The organism is Rufibacter ruber (assembly GCF_014138425.1).
In the GTDB taxonomy this organism is placed as follows: Bacteria; Bacteroidota; Bacteroidia; order Cytophagales; family Hymenobacteraceae; genus Nibribacter; species Nibribacter ruber_C.
Genome location: NZ_JACJIQ010000006.1, coordinates 313,041 through 328,696 on the forward strand (window position 1 = coordinate 313,041; position 15,656 = coordinate 328,696).

Here is a 15,656-nt window from a genome sequence, read left to right on the forward strand (position 1 = left end):
CTGTAAAGATGATTTTGTAAGAAGGAACAGCAGTACTGAAATGTGTTCTTAACCTATTTGACTACCATGGATTGTGGTTCTAGGGAATTAGGCTGCACGTGGGTCCATGACCTTTCTATCTCCTCCAGCGTTTTGCCTTTTGTTTCCGGCACCAGGCGCCAAACAAAGACAAAGGTGATGACAGACATGACCATGAAAATCCAGAAGGTATAGGCGCTTCCTATGGCTTCCAGCAGGATGGGAAAGAACTGGGAAACCACAAATACAGCTATCCAGAGGGCACTTAAGCAGATAGACATGGCTCTGCCTCGGGTACGGTTAGGGAAAATCTCGGCGATAATCACAAAGGCCAGCGGCCCTAAAGACACGGCAAAAAAGGCGATGTAGGCTAAGATGAAGACCAGCACCACGTACCCCTTCACCATCTCCAGATAGAAGGCACCACCAATAATGAGGAGGCAAACGGCCATGCCCGCAGAACCAACCAGCAGCAGTCCCTTTCTTCCCCAATTGTCTACATATTTAATAGCCACAATGGTGAAGAGCAGGTTCACTGTACCTACCAGAATTGTCTGCAACAAGGCAGAGTCAGAGCCGTCTCCGGTTGACTTGAAAATCTCTGGCGCATAATACATGATGGCGTTTATCCCTGTGATCTGGGAAAGGATAGCAAGCACCACCCCAATGAAAAAGGCCTTTCGCAGTCCCGGCTTCAGCAGCTCGCCCAAGGTGCCGGTCTCTTCTGAAAGGGTTTCCCTGATTTGGTTCAACTCCACCTGCGCCTTCTGTGGGCCGTTGATTCTGGTAAGGATAGCCAGCGGCTCCTCCACTTGCCCTTTCTTCGCCAGCCAACGCGGGCTTTCGGGCACAAAAAAGAGCAGCGCCATAAAAATGACCGAAGGAATAATGCCCGAGCCGAACATCCAGCGCCAGCCCGTGGTGATATTCCAAGCTTCATCATACAGACCTGCTATACCGGCGTTCACAAAGTAGATGAGGAGAATACCGGTGACAATGCCCAACTGGTTGATAGAGACCAACCGCCCTCTAATAGCGGCGGGGGCAATTTCTGTGATGTACATAGGAGCTAGGATAGACGCAATGCCAATGCCTAGTCCTCCAATTAATCTAAACACCACAAACCAGGTCAGGCTAGGTGGCATGGCCGTACCCACAGATGAAACGGCAAAAAGAACCGCTGAAAGCATCAACACCTTCTTCCTGCCCACTTTGTCACTGAGCCCACCGGCAAACATTGCCCCCAGCATACATCCCAGAATGGCACAGGAGGCAATCCAACCCATCATGGCAGAAGACAAATTGTAGTTGGTCTGTAGGAAGCCAATGGCTCCCGAGATCACGGCGGTGTCATACCCGAAGAGGAGTCCACCTACGGCCGCCACCATGGTGATTCTGTACACAAACCAGGTACTTCCGGTCTTTTCCATAAAGAGACTAATTTTTAGTGATGGAATACTTTGCGTTAAAGTGGAGTGGGGTTCTCACGTAGGCTTTGAGCGTAGCACATTCTTTGCCCTCACCGGCCCCGTAAGGCCGAATGGTATAGGCTCCCACGGCGGCTGGCACAATGAACGTCTCAGCGTAGTGGATCACAAAGGGAGCAAAGGCATTGGAAGGACTCTCTACAATAGCCTCAGCACCTTCAATAAGATTGAGCACATTCACCACCCCATTGGTATGGTGGGGAACAGCCTTTGAGAACCAATGCCGGCGCGTTTCAATAAAAGAGCCTTCATGCAAACCGGTTCTTTCCTCGCGCCAGCCATCTTCCTCAGCCACCAATTCTACTTTGTTGATGATGTTCTGCTGCGTCCATTGGGTTGTTCTGTCCCACTGGATCACATTCTTGCCGTGCTCTAGGGAGATGGGTCTTGGCTTGCCGTCTAGTCCCATGCGTCCCCAATCCCAGAGCTTGAAGGTGAAAATGTAGGGAGTGGCGCTAATCTCCAGCACCACACTGTTAGCCCCGGAACAATGCACCGTTCCCGCCGGAATCAGCACGTGGTCATGCTTCTTGATCGGCCATTTCTCCACATGGTTCTCCGCCTCAAAATAATGACCATGGGTTTGGGCCGCCTCCAGTTCATGTAGCATCTTCTCAGGCACCACGTTGTCTTTCATGCCCAAATAGACAAAGGCGTCTTCCTTGGCCTCCAGCATGTAGTAGCTTTCATCCTGAGTGTAAGGCATGCCGAACTTCTCCTGGATGTATTCGGTGAGGGGGTGTACCTGTAGGCTCAGGTTGCCGCCTTCCATGGTATCCAGAAAATCAAACCGGATAGGGAATTCGTCTCCAAACGTTTCAAAGACCTCAGCCCCCAACAACTCTCTAGGATGCGCAAACACCAAATCCAAAGAGGGCACTTCTACTACATTCTCCCCAAACCGGTATAAGAGGCTATTCTCTTCAGGCACGCAGTCAAACCCCCAAGCGAAATTTTGCTCAGAGCGGTCTAAATCTATCACCTCTTTCAGCCATTGCCCTCCCCAAGGGCCCGGATCAAAAAATGGCACCACTCTAAAAGGCTGGCTAATTGTCTGTAATAACGCCTCTTTAAAGGCTGTCCCGGTAATGAGCTTGGGCGTATCGGGATTGGTGGTATCTAAGAGGAAGTCCCAAGAATCCATCAAGGTTTTCTTGTGCCTGTCACACACCCGCCAATCAACAAAGAAGGCGCGTTTGTAGAGATAGGAGAAGCTTTCTGTTTCATTAAAGACTCCCAGGCTCCCTACTTTGTCCCTTCTGAACCGTAATTGGATTTCCCAGCGGGGCATATCTGCGTACACCAGCACATCTGGATTGGGGTACACCAAACCGGCTCCAACCCCTACCACCAACACCAACCCATTTGGCACCTTCTCAATCTCTTCCCTCATTGCCGCCAGCTTCTGCGCATCAAAGAAATCAGTAAGGTGGAGTGGCGCAATGTACCCGAACACCGGATCATCAGTGACATATTCTTTTACCAGCTCATTGATTTGCCCCTCAGATTTGAAGGCGGCGGAGGCGTCAAACACAGCAGATGGCTGAAGTTTCTCCTCCAGACTGGTTAAGACATTGACGGTGTCAACACCGTGGTAACAATCCACTGCTATCACCGCTTTGTCTGCTAATTGTGGCTGAAGCGTTTGGGCAATGGCCTCCCAACTTACTACACAGCTATGTCCGCTGACTTTAATCTCTGGGAACTTATCGTAATTTGATTTTTTCAAAACTGATCAATTTTGGTGTAACACTAAATAACCGGCTCCTAAGAGAGCGGCACTGTTGAAAGAAGAGGCTGGTTTTACTTCCACTTTCCCCCAAGGGGTCCAAGCCAGTTGGTTTATCTTTTCCTGTAGGTAGGGAATGATGTAGGCGCCACTGGCCATGATGCCCCCTCCCACCAGCAGTACTTCGGGGTCATAAGCGTGAATAAGGTTAATGGCGCAGGCAGCCCAGACATCTAGGCTCTCGTCGCGTAGCTGTTGCGCCAGGGCATCTTTCTCTTCTGCCCACCGGAAGAGTGCGGCAAAATCAATTTTAGGCTCTACCCGTAGCAGGCTTTTGGTATAATTTGGGTGCGCTTTCACTTTGTCTTCAATGCTCCAACTGGCGGCTTCTACCTCCACACAGCCCACATTACCGCAATTGCAAAGCCTCCCGGCAACGTTGATGGTGAAGTGCCCCCCCAAGATACCTGCCTGAAAATGTTTGCCCCGAAGCAGTTTTCCCTCTATCACGGCCGAGGTACCTACCCCGGTTCCTAAGGTCATTAATACCACATTGTTCACTCCCTTGCCATTGCCATATTGCCATTCCCCAACCAAAGCCGCCCGGGCATCATTTTCCAGGATGATGGGCAAGCCCCATGCCTCCCTGGCCCAGGCTGTGAAATCAATTTCCGGAGCGTCGCCGAACTTTTTATCAATAGAAAGGACTCGTTTCTGCACGCTGTCTACAATACCCGGAATGGAAACCCCCACTCCGCCCAACTGCGGGGCCGCGAGCTTGTTTTCTTCCAGCAGAGAGTCAATGGTCAGCCGGATATATGGCAGCCGTCCTCTCAACCCCTGGTCAGAATAAGCATCCATCTGCGTCATGGCCAATACCTTTCCCCCCTGCACCAGGCCTAATTTGATCTTAGTGCCCCCTAGATCCATGGCAATGGCTATTGGTTCCTTCATCATACTCAGCAAGTAGTTTATTAGTAATTGTTCTGCGGAAGGTTAGGGTTGAGATCACGCTCCCGTTGCGGTATAGGGAACAGATAGTGCTTGGCCGTAGGCACCACACCCGGCTTTGCCAATGGCACCAACGTTTCCAGAGTACCCGTGCGGGCCAGATCAAACCACCGGTGCCCTTCAGCCACAAATTCCATAGCGCGCTCTTTTATGATTGCAGCGCGCATCTGCTCTTTGGTTAGATTAACATAGTCTGGCACTGTGGTGCGGTACTCCGTTCCGTCAAAGCGCGCTCTCTTGCGCACTTTATTGATGTACTCATGCGCAGTGGCCTGGTCATTCAGTTCATTCTTAGCTTCAGCGTACATCAGGAGCACATCTGCGTAGCGCAGTACCGGGAAGTCGTTGGCAGATCCATTACCTTTGGGCTCAGCCGCTCGGTCCCAGTACTTCTGGATGTAGGGTCTTATCTGGGTGACCGCGCCGCTTCTGTTCACATACTGGGTTAGGAAAGTGACCTCCCTTCTCCGGTCGTTAAAGTCATATGAATTGTACAGGTACAGGGTAGGGATTTGCCAGCCTTGGGCATTTTCCACACCTTCAGCACTTAGTTCTGAAGGGAGTAACCTTACATTGAACTGTCCCACCTCCCAGAAACTTATAGCTCCGCCTTGGTCCCCAAAACCAACCGAGAAAATGGCTTCCTTCCCGTTGCGGCTAGACAGCTTAAAAACATCAGCAAAGTCTTCCCACAGTTCATACTGGTTTAAGTCAATGACCTCTTTTGCTTTTTTGGCGGCATTATCCCAGTCTTTGCGGGTGAGGTACACCTTGGCCAGCAGGGCTTTTGCGGCACCTCTGGTGGCTCTGCCTTTCCCATTGCCCGCCACATAATTTAATGGGAGCGCTTCGGCGGCAGTTAAGTCAGTAATGATTTGGGCGTAAATCTGGTCAGGGGTAGCCACCGCAGGGGTTAAGGGCTCTACTTCTTTGGTGAGCAACGGAATGCTCCCGAACATGCGCACCATATTGAAATAAAGCAGACCGCGCAGGAAGCGGGCTTCATTGAGCAACCGGTTCTTCAGGTTTTCCTCCATGGCAATACCCGGAATGCGTTCTATGGCGATGTTAGCGATAGTGATGGCTTTGTAATGCATGGCCCAGATTTCCAATAATGCTGCGTTTTGTGGGCCATGCGTAAAAGTGGCCAGCTGGTCCAGGTCAGGCGCAAACGGATGGGCATTCAACAGCTCATCTGAGGCCAGACCAGCCGCTACCCAGAAGGAACTGTGGTACACTCCTGCGGTAGAACCGGTGCTGGTTGAGTTGAGGTAGGCGTAAATGGCATTGACCGCGGCAATGGCATCATCAGGGGTTTTATAGTAGTTGGTGATGGCCACAAAATTCTTCGGGTCCTCCTCCAGAAAATCCTGGCAGGAGGGCAACACCAGTACCGCCAAAAGCACTGCTGCCCATTTTTTGAGTGAGATGAAATATGTCTTCATGGTTATAGCATTCAAAGATTAAAACCCAATGTTCAGCCCTACCAGATATGTCTTCGCCTGCGGGTACCCGCCTCTGTCTACCCCAAACACGGCGGTGCTCTGTCCAAAGGTGTTAGCCTCTGGGTCGTAGCCTGAATAGTTGGTGATGGTCCAGAGGTTAGTGGCGCTGGCGTAGATTCTGAGGTTCTTCACTTTCGCTTTCTGAGTAAGGGTGGTGGGCACCTGGTACCCCAGCGTCACGCTTTTCAGGCGGATGTAAGAAGCGTCTTCCACTATGTTTGAAGAAAAGACACCGTTGTCCAGGCTGCCTGACGCCAAGGCCCTTGGGTACTCACTGCTTGGGTTGGAGGGCGTCCAGCGGTTAAGGGCGGCCTCTGCCAGCACGTTGGTTTGGCCGTTAAAATTCTGCAGGTCAAACAGATTGAGGTTAGCCATCTTGTTCCCCTGCGATCCCTGGAAGAAAAAGCTCAGTTCAATGCCCTTAAAGGAGAAGCTGTTGTTGATGCCCCAGGTGAAATCAGGTTGGGCACTGCCCAGGATGGTTCTGTCCTTCTCATCAATCACCTTGTCATCATTGATGTCACGGTACTTCCGGTCACCGGCGCGGGCGCGGGACGCCGGGTTAGAAGATGTAGCTTCTTGCCCTTTCAGCACAGGACTGGTACGCGCCTCTTCATCGGTTTGGAAGATGCCGTCAAAGATGTACCCGTAGAAGGTACCTACCGGCTCACCCACCCGCAGCAGCGTGCCCCCACCCATGAGAATGTCTACTTCGCTGTTCAGGTTGGTGACTTTGTTGCGGTTCAACGTAAAGTTGACCGAAGTTCTCCAGTCAAAGCGGCCTTTGGTGTTAATGGTGCGGATGTCCAGCTCCACCCCCTGGTTCTGGATATTTCCCACGTTAAGCACAGTAGAGTTAAAGCCGCTGGTGTACGGGATGGGGGTAGACAGCAGCAGATCAGACGTCTTCTTCTTGTAGTAATCTGCGGTTACCGTGATGCGGTTATTCAAGAAGGCAGCATCTACTCCAATGTCAAACTGAGCGGTGGTCTCCCACTTCAGATTTTTATTGGCGTAGGTGAGCGGCTCTCTCCCGGTATATACCTCTGTTCCGTTAAACACTCCTTGTCCGTAGGCTCCCACCAAAGACAGAGATTGATACGGAGGAATGGCCTGGTTCCCAATGATGCCGTAGCTGGTTCTCAGCTTCAAATCATTAAGAAAGGTAAACGGCTGCATAAACGCTTCATCTGAGATACGCCAGGCTACCGCTCCAGACGGGAAGAAGCCATACTGCTTACCAGCGGCAAATTTGGAGGATCCGTCCACCCTACCCGTTAGGGTGAACAGGAAGCGGTCAAACAGGGTGTAATTGGCTCTACCCAGGTAGGAGACCATGCTCCACTTAGACTCCGCGTTGGCTGGTTTCTGCGGCAGCAGGCCAGCAGAAATATCATGGTAGCCGGTGCGGGAATCCGGAAAATCAAACGCCATCACCAGCAGGCTCTCGTTGTTAAACTCCTGCAGCGTGTACCCTAATAAGAAATCTACTTTATGGTTCTCATGGATGGCAGGTTTGTAAGTAAGCGTGTTCTCATTTAGCCATGTAAGACCGGTCACGGTGCCTATTGACGCCTCTCCCTTACTGGCTTGGGTTCTTTTCAGGAAGTTAGGACCAAAGGCATTCTCTTTAGAGGAGAACCCATCAATCCCAAAGCTGGTCCTGAACTCAAGATTCTCCAGAATTTTGTAGCGGGCGTACACGTTCCCCAGGATTCTGGAAGTCACCCCATAGGAGGTGAATTCATTTACATCGGCCACCGGATTGCCCAGGGTCTTTCCTAAGTAATTCCCGCCACGGTTCTCAAACGTGTAGCCGCCCGGCTCATTGGCGTTGTACACCGGCAGGATTGGGTTGAACTGCAACGCAGAGGAAGTCACCCCCGGCACAATGGTCTCCGTGGTGGTTAATACCCCAGAAGACGTGATGCGGGCATAGCTCAGGCTGTTACCCACCGTGAGCTTAGCACTCAGATCCCGGTCCAGGTTGGCTCTGAATGAGTAGCGCTTAAAGTCTGAGTTTCTGATGATGCCGTCCTGGGTGAAGTAGCCGCCCGTAATGGCATATTTGGTTTTGTCATCGCCTCCGGCGAAGGAAAGCTGGTAATTTGCCATGGGGGCCGTTCTGAATATCTCGTCCTGCCAATCAGTCCCTTCCCCTAGGCTGGTGGGATTGTTATAGATGGGTGTTTGGCCGGCGTTGATTTTGGCTTCGTTCACCAAATCTGCGAACTCAGCTGCGTTCAAAACATCTAACTTATTAGCCACCTGCTGCACCCCATAGTAGGTATCAAACGTGACGGTACCAACACCTGATTTGCCGCGCTTGGTAGTGATGAGCACCACCCCGTTGGTCCCCCTTGAACCGTAAATGGCCGTGGCCGATGCATCTTTCAGCACCTCAATAGATTCAATGTCATTGGGGTTGATGGTAGACAGGGCACTGATACGCGGCCCCAGGTTCACCCCCAAGGCCATATCATTGCCGTCACTGCTCACCAGCATGCCGTCAATCACGTACAGGGGCTCGTTGCCCGCGTTGATGGAACTGGTTCCCCTGATCCGGATAGAGGCTTCGGCGCCGGGCTTGCCTGAGGTCTGGGTGACCTGCACCCCGGCCGCCCGGCCTTGTAACGCCTGTTCAAAAGACGTAGTAGGCGTAGCCAAAATCTCTTCTGACTTAACAGAGGCCACAGAGCCAGTTAAATCGCTTTTGGTGGTGGTGCCGTAGCCAATCACCACCACTTGTGAGAGTTCCTGCGCATTGGTACTTAAGACCACCGGCAGGGTGGACTGGTTTTTCACCTGAATCTCGCGGGTGACAAAACCAATGTAAGAAAACACCAGCACGGCATCATCTCCGGGTACCGCAATGGAGTATTCACCCGCCGCATTGGTAACGGTACCCGTGGTGGTACCCTTTACAGAAACGCTCACCCCTACCAACGCTTCGTTCCCGTCTTTAGAGGTTACTTTCCCTGTGACGGTGCGTGTTGCCGGGGCTTGGAAAGCCCTTAATCGGCTGGCGGCTCTTGCTTGCCCACTGTACCCACAGGACAAGCTGCCCAGGAAAAGCGCAAAAACAAGAGACCTTTTTTGATGGAAAATCATATGTACGTATGCAACAGTGGTTAAACAAAAGGAACTATAATCTATATGTTCATATGTTCAGACATATAAGAAGCCTAAAAAGCCTTAATCCCAACAGGAACAGTCTAAAAGAAGGTGTTCAGGTGCCCGCTCTCCTGCACGCGCCATCCTAGCCAGGCATGAAGGAGGCACGTTTTATTAAAGCAACACGTTCTGTACATAGATCTTCCTGCCCGGCAGGAAACGCCTATCCTCTTTCTATCTCAATGGTATAGGTAAATTTATCTGCCCGGTAAAAGCCAAGGTTATACTCAATAGGCCGGCCGCCTGGGTCACAGACTACCCTTTTCCTGAAAAGGACAGGATCGCCAACGGCTATCTCTAATTTCTCTGAGAGTTCTTTGTCTGCCAAGATGGCGCTGATGCCTTCTTTAGACACTGAGGCCACAGTATGGTAAGTGCGCTCCAGCATGTCATACAGCGGCTGGGTGAAGTCTTCTTTGCCGGTTAATCCTACGCGGGGGTGAAAGTAGGAGATGAAATACACCACGGGGCCTGTGTCAAGGCCCCTCAGCCTTTCCAGTTTAACCACTTTAGACTTGCGGGTAATGTTAAACAGCCGCCTTATTTCCTCATCTGCCTCTACCTGGGCCACCTCAATCTCATAGTTGCGGAACGTGACGCCCTTCTCCCCCATCTCATGGGTGAAGCTGGACCACTTGTCAAGTTTGGTGGTGATGTTGTCTTTGGCCACCGTGGTGCCTACGCCTTTCTTGCGCACCAGCAGGCGCTCAAACACCAGTTTGTTGGTGGCCTGCCGCACGGTGTTACGGGAAATACCCAACTGTTTGGCCAGGGCTACTTCATTGGGTAACAGTTTGCCTTCCTGGTACTCAGGATTCTTAATAAGTTCGCGCAAGAGATCCTCAACCTGTAGGTGAAGAGGAATGGCACTGCCATGATCTATGTTAAAAACCTTCATACCTTCAAAAGACATATGTCTATATGTTCATACATATTCAACGATCTAAAGGTAGAGTAAAAAAATATATTTCCTAAATTTTTAAGAATATTTTTAATATTTCGTCATTCAGCTGCGCACATTTAGCCAGTATGGTGACAAAATGAAAATCAAACCTCTAATAGCTTGTTCCTCCTTCACGTGAAGAGCACCTATAAGAAGAGCAAAAGAAGGAAGGAGATCTGTTTGATTGGAAGGTCAATCTGTCTGATTAGCCGGCATGGGTAAGTTAGTAGCAAGTAGTCCTCTATATGTATACCTATTGCAATTTTATTTCCTATGAACACAGTTGCGATCCCTGCAGAAGGAATCTGGCTTTCTGTTTTTGGGCTGTTTTCAGAAAAACAGCCCAAAAACAAAAAGAGGAGCTGAGCATGCAGCAGCCACTGGTTGGCATAAGTGATCAACTCTGGTCTGGACGAAGCGCCCATGGCCTACAAAGAGATCCACCAGGTCATGGCCGCCCAGCAGGAACTGGTGGACATGGTGGGGACTTTCACGCCGAAGATTGTATGTATGCGCGGGGATGAGCAATATTGGGAGGAGGAGTGAAAAATTATTACAACTCGAATATTTAAAATTATATATTTAGGAAAAATCTAACTAATATTTATATTCTGATGTATTTCTTTGCATATCCCGGAAAGCCTGATCAAATCAGTGAACCTATTGAAACAGCTGCAAAATTTCTAAATAATACGGCTTTTCAAGTCACTACTTGGAAGATGTTGGATATAGCTGGGGCATTTATACGAAATGAAATAATTGCTAAAATTAACCAAGAAGAAGTTTTTGTTGCTGATATAACAAGATTAAATTTTAATGTAACATATGAAGTTGCCTATGCAATTGGGAAAGGCAAACCCTTACTTCTAGTTAAAAATTCTTCAATTAAAGAGGCTGCACCTTTTATAAGAGAAGTTGGAATATTCGATACAATTGGTTGGAAAGAATACACAAACTCAGAAGAACTAGTTAAAATTATCCAAGCCTATATACCTAAACCATTACCTATTTCCCCTATTATAAACACAAAAGTTCCGGTATTCTTTCTGGATACGAAACATAAAAGTGATTTTATTACTAGAATCACAGCTAGAATAAAGAAAGCAAGATTAAATTTTAGAAGTTTTGACCCAAATGAACAACCTCGTTTGTCTGCTTACGATGCTATAAATCATATAGCACAGTCGTATGGAGCAGTAATACCTTTGCTCTCTGAAACAAACGAAGACTATGAAGTACATAATTTGCGTGCTGCCTTCTTAGCTGGGTTGGCTGACGGCATGGAAAAATCACTTTGTTTATTGCAATATGCAGAATCACCAGTACCGATTGATTATAGAGACTTTGTAAAAATCTATAGAGTACCTGAAGATATTAATAAGTATATAGCAGACTTTGCCATAAGTATGGTGGAAGCATTTCAAGACCAAGAAGAAATTGAAGAAAAACCAGATATTTCATATTTACAAAAATTTGATTTAGGAGCTTCTTCTGCAGAAAATGAGATGCGTACTCTTAAAGCTTACTATTTACCTACTGATGAATACAGAAATGTAGCGAGAGGAGAAGTTCAATTAGTAGTTGGACGAAAAGGATCAGGTAAATCAGCCATCTTTCTTCAAATAAGAGATAAAGAAAGAGGCAGAGGAGCCAATATTGTTTTAGATTTAAAACCTGATGGTTATCAATTAATAAAATTCAAGGAGCTTGTATTACAATATTTACAAGAAGGCACGTTTCAACATACAATCATGGCTTTTTGGGAGTACATCCTTTTACTTGAATTAACGAACAAAATTTTGGTTACAGATGAAAAAAGGTACTTAACTCAAAGTGGCCTATTTGAACCTTATAGAGAGTTAGAACAAATTTATATTCAAGAGGCATATACATCTGAGGGAGATTTTACCGAAAGAATGTCTATCTTAATTAACAATCTAACTACATCTTACAAAGCCAAATATGGTAATTCTACAAATGTTAGATTATCAGTCCCTGAAATCACAGATCTTCTTTATAAGAATGATATCAAAGAATTAAGAAACAAAGTTATTTCATACCTAAAACAAAAAGACAAAGTTTGGATACTTTTCGACAACATAGATAAAGGATGGCCATCAACTGGGTTAAAGCATGAAGATCTTATAATAATTAGAACTTTAATTGATGCTACTCGACAATTACAAAGGCAAGTAGATAAAGAGAGAATAGACTTATTCCCTGTGATTTTTCTTAGGAATGACGTCTATGAGCTTTTAGTTGCAGAAACTTCAGATAGACAAAAAGAAACGAAAGTTAGATTAGATTGGGTTGATCCTGATTTACTTAGAGAATTGATTAGACTAAGGATTATTTCAAGCTTTGGAGATGATAACGAGAAGTTTGAAAAACTTTGGAGAAACGTTTGTGTAAGTCATTATAAGGGTGAAGAGACTTCACAATATTTAATTGAAAGGTCGTTGATGCGACCTAGGTTCTTAATTAATTTAATCAATGCTTGTAAGAGCTTCGCCATTAACTTAAACCACACAAAAATAGAAGAAGATGATATAGAAAAAGGATTTTATTCCTTTTCAACAGATCTACTTACTGACATAAGCTATGAAATTAGAGATATTCTTCCAGAAGCAGAAGACATTCTTTATAATTTCATTAACTGTAAAGTTGATATGTCTAAGGGAGAACTAGAAGAAATAATAAATGAAAGCATCAGTAACTCTTTATTATTAGAAAAAATAATCGACCTTTTGCTATGGTATGGATTCATTGGAATCAAAATAAACTCACATGATATCAAATACATTTACAATATGAATTACAACATGAGGTTATTGAAAGGATTATTAAAGAAAAATGTTAATACAACAGGTTACTCCATAAATCCTGCGTTTTGGCCTGCCTTAATGATTAACTAAATAAAAATTCAACATAACGCCATATTTCGATGGTGTTATTTTTTTGAAATAATTCCACCTGCGCAAAAAGACTGCGCAGGAGCCCCTCACCTTTGCATCGTTCACTAACCACTTCCACGATGCGATTCAACTTCTTCAGACCGAAAGCGACCGCCACCGAGGCCCCCACCCTGAACCATGAGGGGGCGCTGGCCTGGAAACTGGGACCGAAGGCCGAGCTGTACGCGGCGGCCGTCACGGCCTCCCTGCAAGACGGCTTCTACCAGACCGCCAACGCGCGGCTGACGCAGTTGCAGACGCTGGTGGCCCAGAACGAGCCTGCCTTTGTGGCCCAACTGGCGGTGTACACCCGCACCCGCACCTGCGCAGCGTACCCCTGGTGCTGCTGGTAGAGCTGGCCCTCACCCACCGCGGCGACAGCCTGGTGAGCCGCGCCGTGGCCCAGACCCTGCAACGCGCCGACGAGATCACCGAGCTGCTGGCCTACTACCAGTTTCGGAACGGGCGCCAAGGCACCAAGAAACTGCACCGGCTCTCCAAGCAGCTGCAGCGGGGCGTGGCCCTGGCCTTCAACCGCTTTGACGCCTACCAGTTTGCCAAGTACAACCGTGCCGCCGAGGTCAAACTGCGGGACGCCCTGTTCCTGTCACACCCCAAGGCCAAAGACACGCAGCAGCAGAGCGTTTTCGACCAGATTGCCACCAACACCCTGCCCACCCCCTACACCTGGGAAACGGAGCTGTCGGCGCTGGGGCAGCAGCGGTTCCGGAACGGCGGCGAGCGCAATCTGGCGTTCCGGAGCAAGTGGGAAGAACTCATAGACAGCGGCAAACTGGGCTACATGGCCCTGCTGCGTAACCTGCGCAACATTCTGGAAGCCAACGTGTCCAAAGCGCACATTAAGCAGGTGTGCCAGACGCTGGCCAACCCGCAGGCGGTGCAGAAGGCCAGGCAGCTGCCGTTCCGCTTCCTCTCGGCGTACCGCGAGGTGCAGCCCCTGTTCTCACCAGACGTGCCCCGCGTGCTAGACGCCCTGGAGACCGCCGTGCAGCACAGCGTGCGCAACCTGAGGGGCTTCTCCAAGGAGCAGAAAGTGGTGGTGGCCTGTGACGTGTCGGGTTCCATGCAAAAGAGTGTGTCGGCTAAGAGCAAGATCCAGCTCTATGACATAGGGCTGTTGCTGGGCATGCTGCTGCAGCACACCTGTGAGCGCGTGGTGGCGGGCATGTTTGGGGATACGTTCAAGGTCATCAACCTGCCCCGCAGGGGCGTGCTGGCCAACGTGCAGGAGTTCCACCGGCGCGAGGGCGAAGTGGGCTACAGCACCAACGGCCACCTGGTGCTGCATCACCTGAGGGCGGGCTATGTGCGGGCAGACAAAATCATGCTCTTCACCGACTGCCAACTCTGGAACAGCTACTATGACGGCTACAGCCTGGCGCAGGAGTGGACCCAATACAAAGCCTTTCACCCCCGCGCGCGCCTTTACCTCTTTGACCTGGCGGGCTACGGCACCGCCCCCCTCAGCCTCCTGCAGGAAGACGTGTTCCTTATTGCCGGCTGGTCAGACAAAGTCTTCGAGGTACTGGAGGCCCTGGAAAACGGCGGCGATGCCCTGGCCATGGTAGAAGCCATTGAGTTGCAAGGGTAAATAAGTGAAGCCATTTTTCTGTTTCCGGCCTGTTTTCCGGAAAACAGGCCAAAAACAGAAAGATTATCGCCAAAACCCACGGGTGGTGTTACCAGCAGATACTCCCCTTATGAAGGGGGCGAAGGGGGATGTTTACACAGGAGAACCGCGCATGCCTGAACCCGCTCTTGGTACGTCACGGAAGTAACTTCCGCGCCATAGATTTCAGCAATCTGGGAGAATCAGCCATGTGTATCTTGAGGCATTCCCCTCACTGAAGTTGAAAACTTCAGCTCAAAATAGATCCAAGTTAGAAACTTGAACCAGAGAAAAGTGAGAATGAAACGGCCTGCTTCAAAGAGGAGTATCTGCTGGGGTGCCCAAAGTAAATCCTTATAAAAGAACATCAATAAAGTGCCCTTCCGCCAAACGGGCGGAAGGTTTGAAGAGAAAGGAAAGGTGCCGTTAAGCAGGAGTTACTTCGACTTCCAACTCGCAACGCATAGGCCGGTGGTTCGAATCCCCCACCTCCCTGAAAAGAGGTATAGCTCAGTGGTAGAGCCATGCACCTACTCCCGCTGCCAGTCGCCCTTTCCTGCTTTTTCTCTCTGCCTATTCAATAGTACCTTCTAAACCAACAGGTACTACTTGATAAAGAGGCAGAGAATTTGACATCATGCTTGAAATCCAGAGGAAAGGAAAGGTGCCGTAGACGGGAGTTACTTCGCCTGTCCCGCCGTGTGTCGGGGGGTCGATTCCCTCCATCTCCCCAAGCGGGAGGTGTAGCTCAGAGGTAGAGCAACGCAAAAGTCTCCTTCCGTTTGTCGCCCGCTTGTTCCCTGTTTTACAGGAAGCACCTGGTTTGGATGAGTTTTAAGAAAAATAGCCAGGAAACGGTGCCGTAGGCAAGGGATACTTCGGTTCCACGCTGGTGGGGCAGGTGCAAGACCTGCGGCCTCTCCTTCCAAAGGACGGGGCTTGGTGTATGAGATGCACACCAGAGAAAGGCCTTTGTCGCTTGTCGCCCGTTTCCTTGGTTATTCTTTACCCCTTCTGTTTTTGGCCTGATTTCATAAAAACAGGCCAGAAACAGAAGGAAAGGTGAAACGAATAATAATTATTTAATCATGTTTAGTAGCTTTATAAAATTGAAGCTGTTTAGAGTTTTTGATTTTGGTTGAATTTTCGGATAAACAAGGCTGTAAAGGCTAGCAGATGCAGGGCAAGCCAGTGCTGCGCCCTGG

General features: G+C 48.9%; 10 protein-coding genes. 4 read left to right on the plus strand and 6 right to left on the minus strand.

What is annotated here, in order from left to right:
- Window positions 1–53 precede the first annotated feature (53 nt).
- The 6 genes from FHS90_RS09465 to FHS90_RS09490 all read right to left on the minus strand — a co-directional run bounded on the left by FHS90_RS09465 (window position 54) and on the right by FHS90_RS09490 (window position 9,822).
- On the minus strand, window positions 54–1,448 hold the full coding sequence (locus FHS90_RS09465; RefSeq protein WP_182512867.1) for a sugar porter family MFS transporter: 1,395 nt from the start codon (window positions 1,446–1,448) through the stop codon (window positions 54–56).
- A gap of 7 nt (window positions 1,449–1,455) precedes the next feature.
- Window positions 1,456–3,234, minus strand: a complete 1,779-nt coding sequence (locus FHS90_RS09470; protein ID WP_066836273.1) for a class I mannose-6-phosphate isomerase — start codon at window positions 3,232–3,234, stop codon at window positions 1,456–1,458.
- Window positions 3,235–3,240: 6 nt separating this feature from the next.
- Window positions 3,241–4,191 (minus strand): ROK family protein, encoded by a 951-nt coding sequence (locus FHS90_RS09475; protein WP_241499042.1) that lies wholly within the window; start codon window positions 4,189–4,191, stop codon window positions 3,241–3,243.
- 17 nt (window positions 4,192–4,208) lie between these two features.
- On the minus strand, window positions 4,209–5,690 hold the full coding sequence (locus FHS90_RS09480) for a RagB/SusD family nutrient uptake outer membrane protein (RefSeq protein WP_066836271.1): 1,482 nt from the start codon (window positions 5,688–5,690) through the stop codon (window positions 4,209–4,211).
- A gap of 18 nt (window positions 5,691–5,708) precedes the next feature.
- Window positions 5,709–8,861 (minus strand): SusC/RagA family TonB-linked outer membrane protein, encoded by a 3,153-nt coding sequence (locus FHS90_RS09485; protein WP_182512868.1) that lies wholly within the window; start codon window positions 8,859–8,861, stop codon window positions 5,709–5,711.
- 226 nt (window positions 8,862–9,087) lie between these two features.
- Window positions 9,088–9,822 (minus strand): GntR family transcriptional regulator, encoded by a 735-nt coding sequence (locus FHS90_RS09490; protein ID WP_182512869.1) that lies wholly within the window; start codon window positions 9,820–9,822, stop codon window positions 9,088–9,090.
- A gap of 438 nt (window positions 9,823–10,260) precedes the next feature.
- Here FHS90_RS09490 and FHS90_RS22750 point away from each other — a divergent pair, with 438 nt between their 5' ends.
- From FHS90_RS22750 to FHS90_RS09505, 4 genes are all read left to right on the plus strand, one after another.
- Complete coding sequence (locus FHS90_RS22750; protein WP_343049643.1) at window positions 10,261–10,413, plus strand: hypothetical protein; 153 nt, start codon at window positions 10,261–10,263, stop codon at window positions 10,411–10,413.
- 68 nt (window positions 10,414–10,481) lie between these two features.
- Entirely contained in the window at window positions 10,482–12,782 is a 2,301-nt protein-coding gene (locus tag FHS90_RS09500) for a P-loop ATPase, Sll1717 family (RefSeq protein WP_182512870.1), read from the plus strand.
- Between the two features lie 119 nt (window positions 12,783–12,901).
- On the plus strand, window positions 12,902–13,174 hold the full coding sequence (locus tag FHS90_RS22420) for a hypothetical protein (protein WP_246386820.1): 273 nt from the start codon (window positions 12,902–12,904) through the stop codon (window positions 13,172–13,174).
- The gene (locus tag FHS90_RS09505; protein WP_343049644.1) at window positions 13,162–14,433 is read left to right on the plus strand and encodes a TROVE domain-containing protein; all 1,272 of its coding nucleotides are present in this window, start codon (window positions 13,162–13,164) and stop codon (window positions 14,431–14,433) included. The genes FHS90_RS22420 and FHS90_RS09505 overlap by 13 nt, the downstream gene beginning before the upstream one ends.
- The last annotated feature ends 1,223 nt before the right edge of the window (window positions 14,434–15,656 follow it).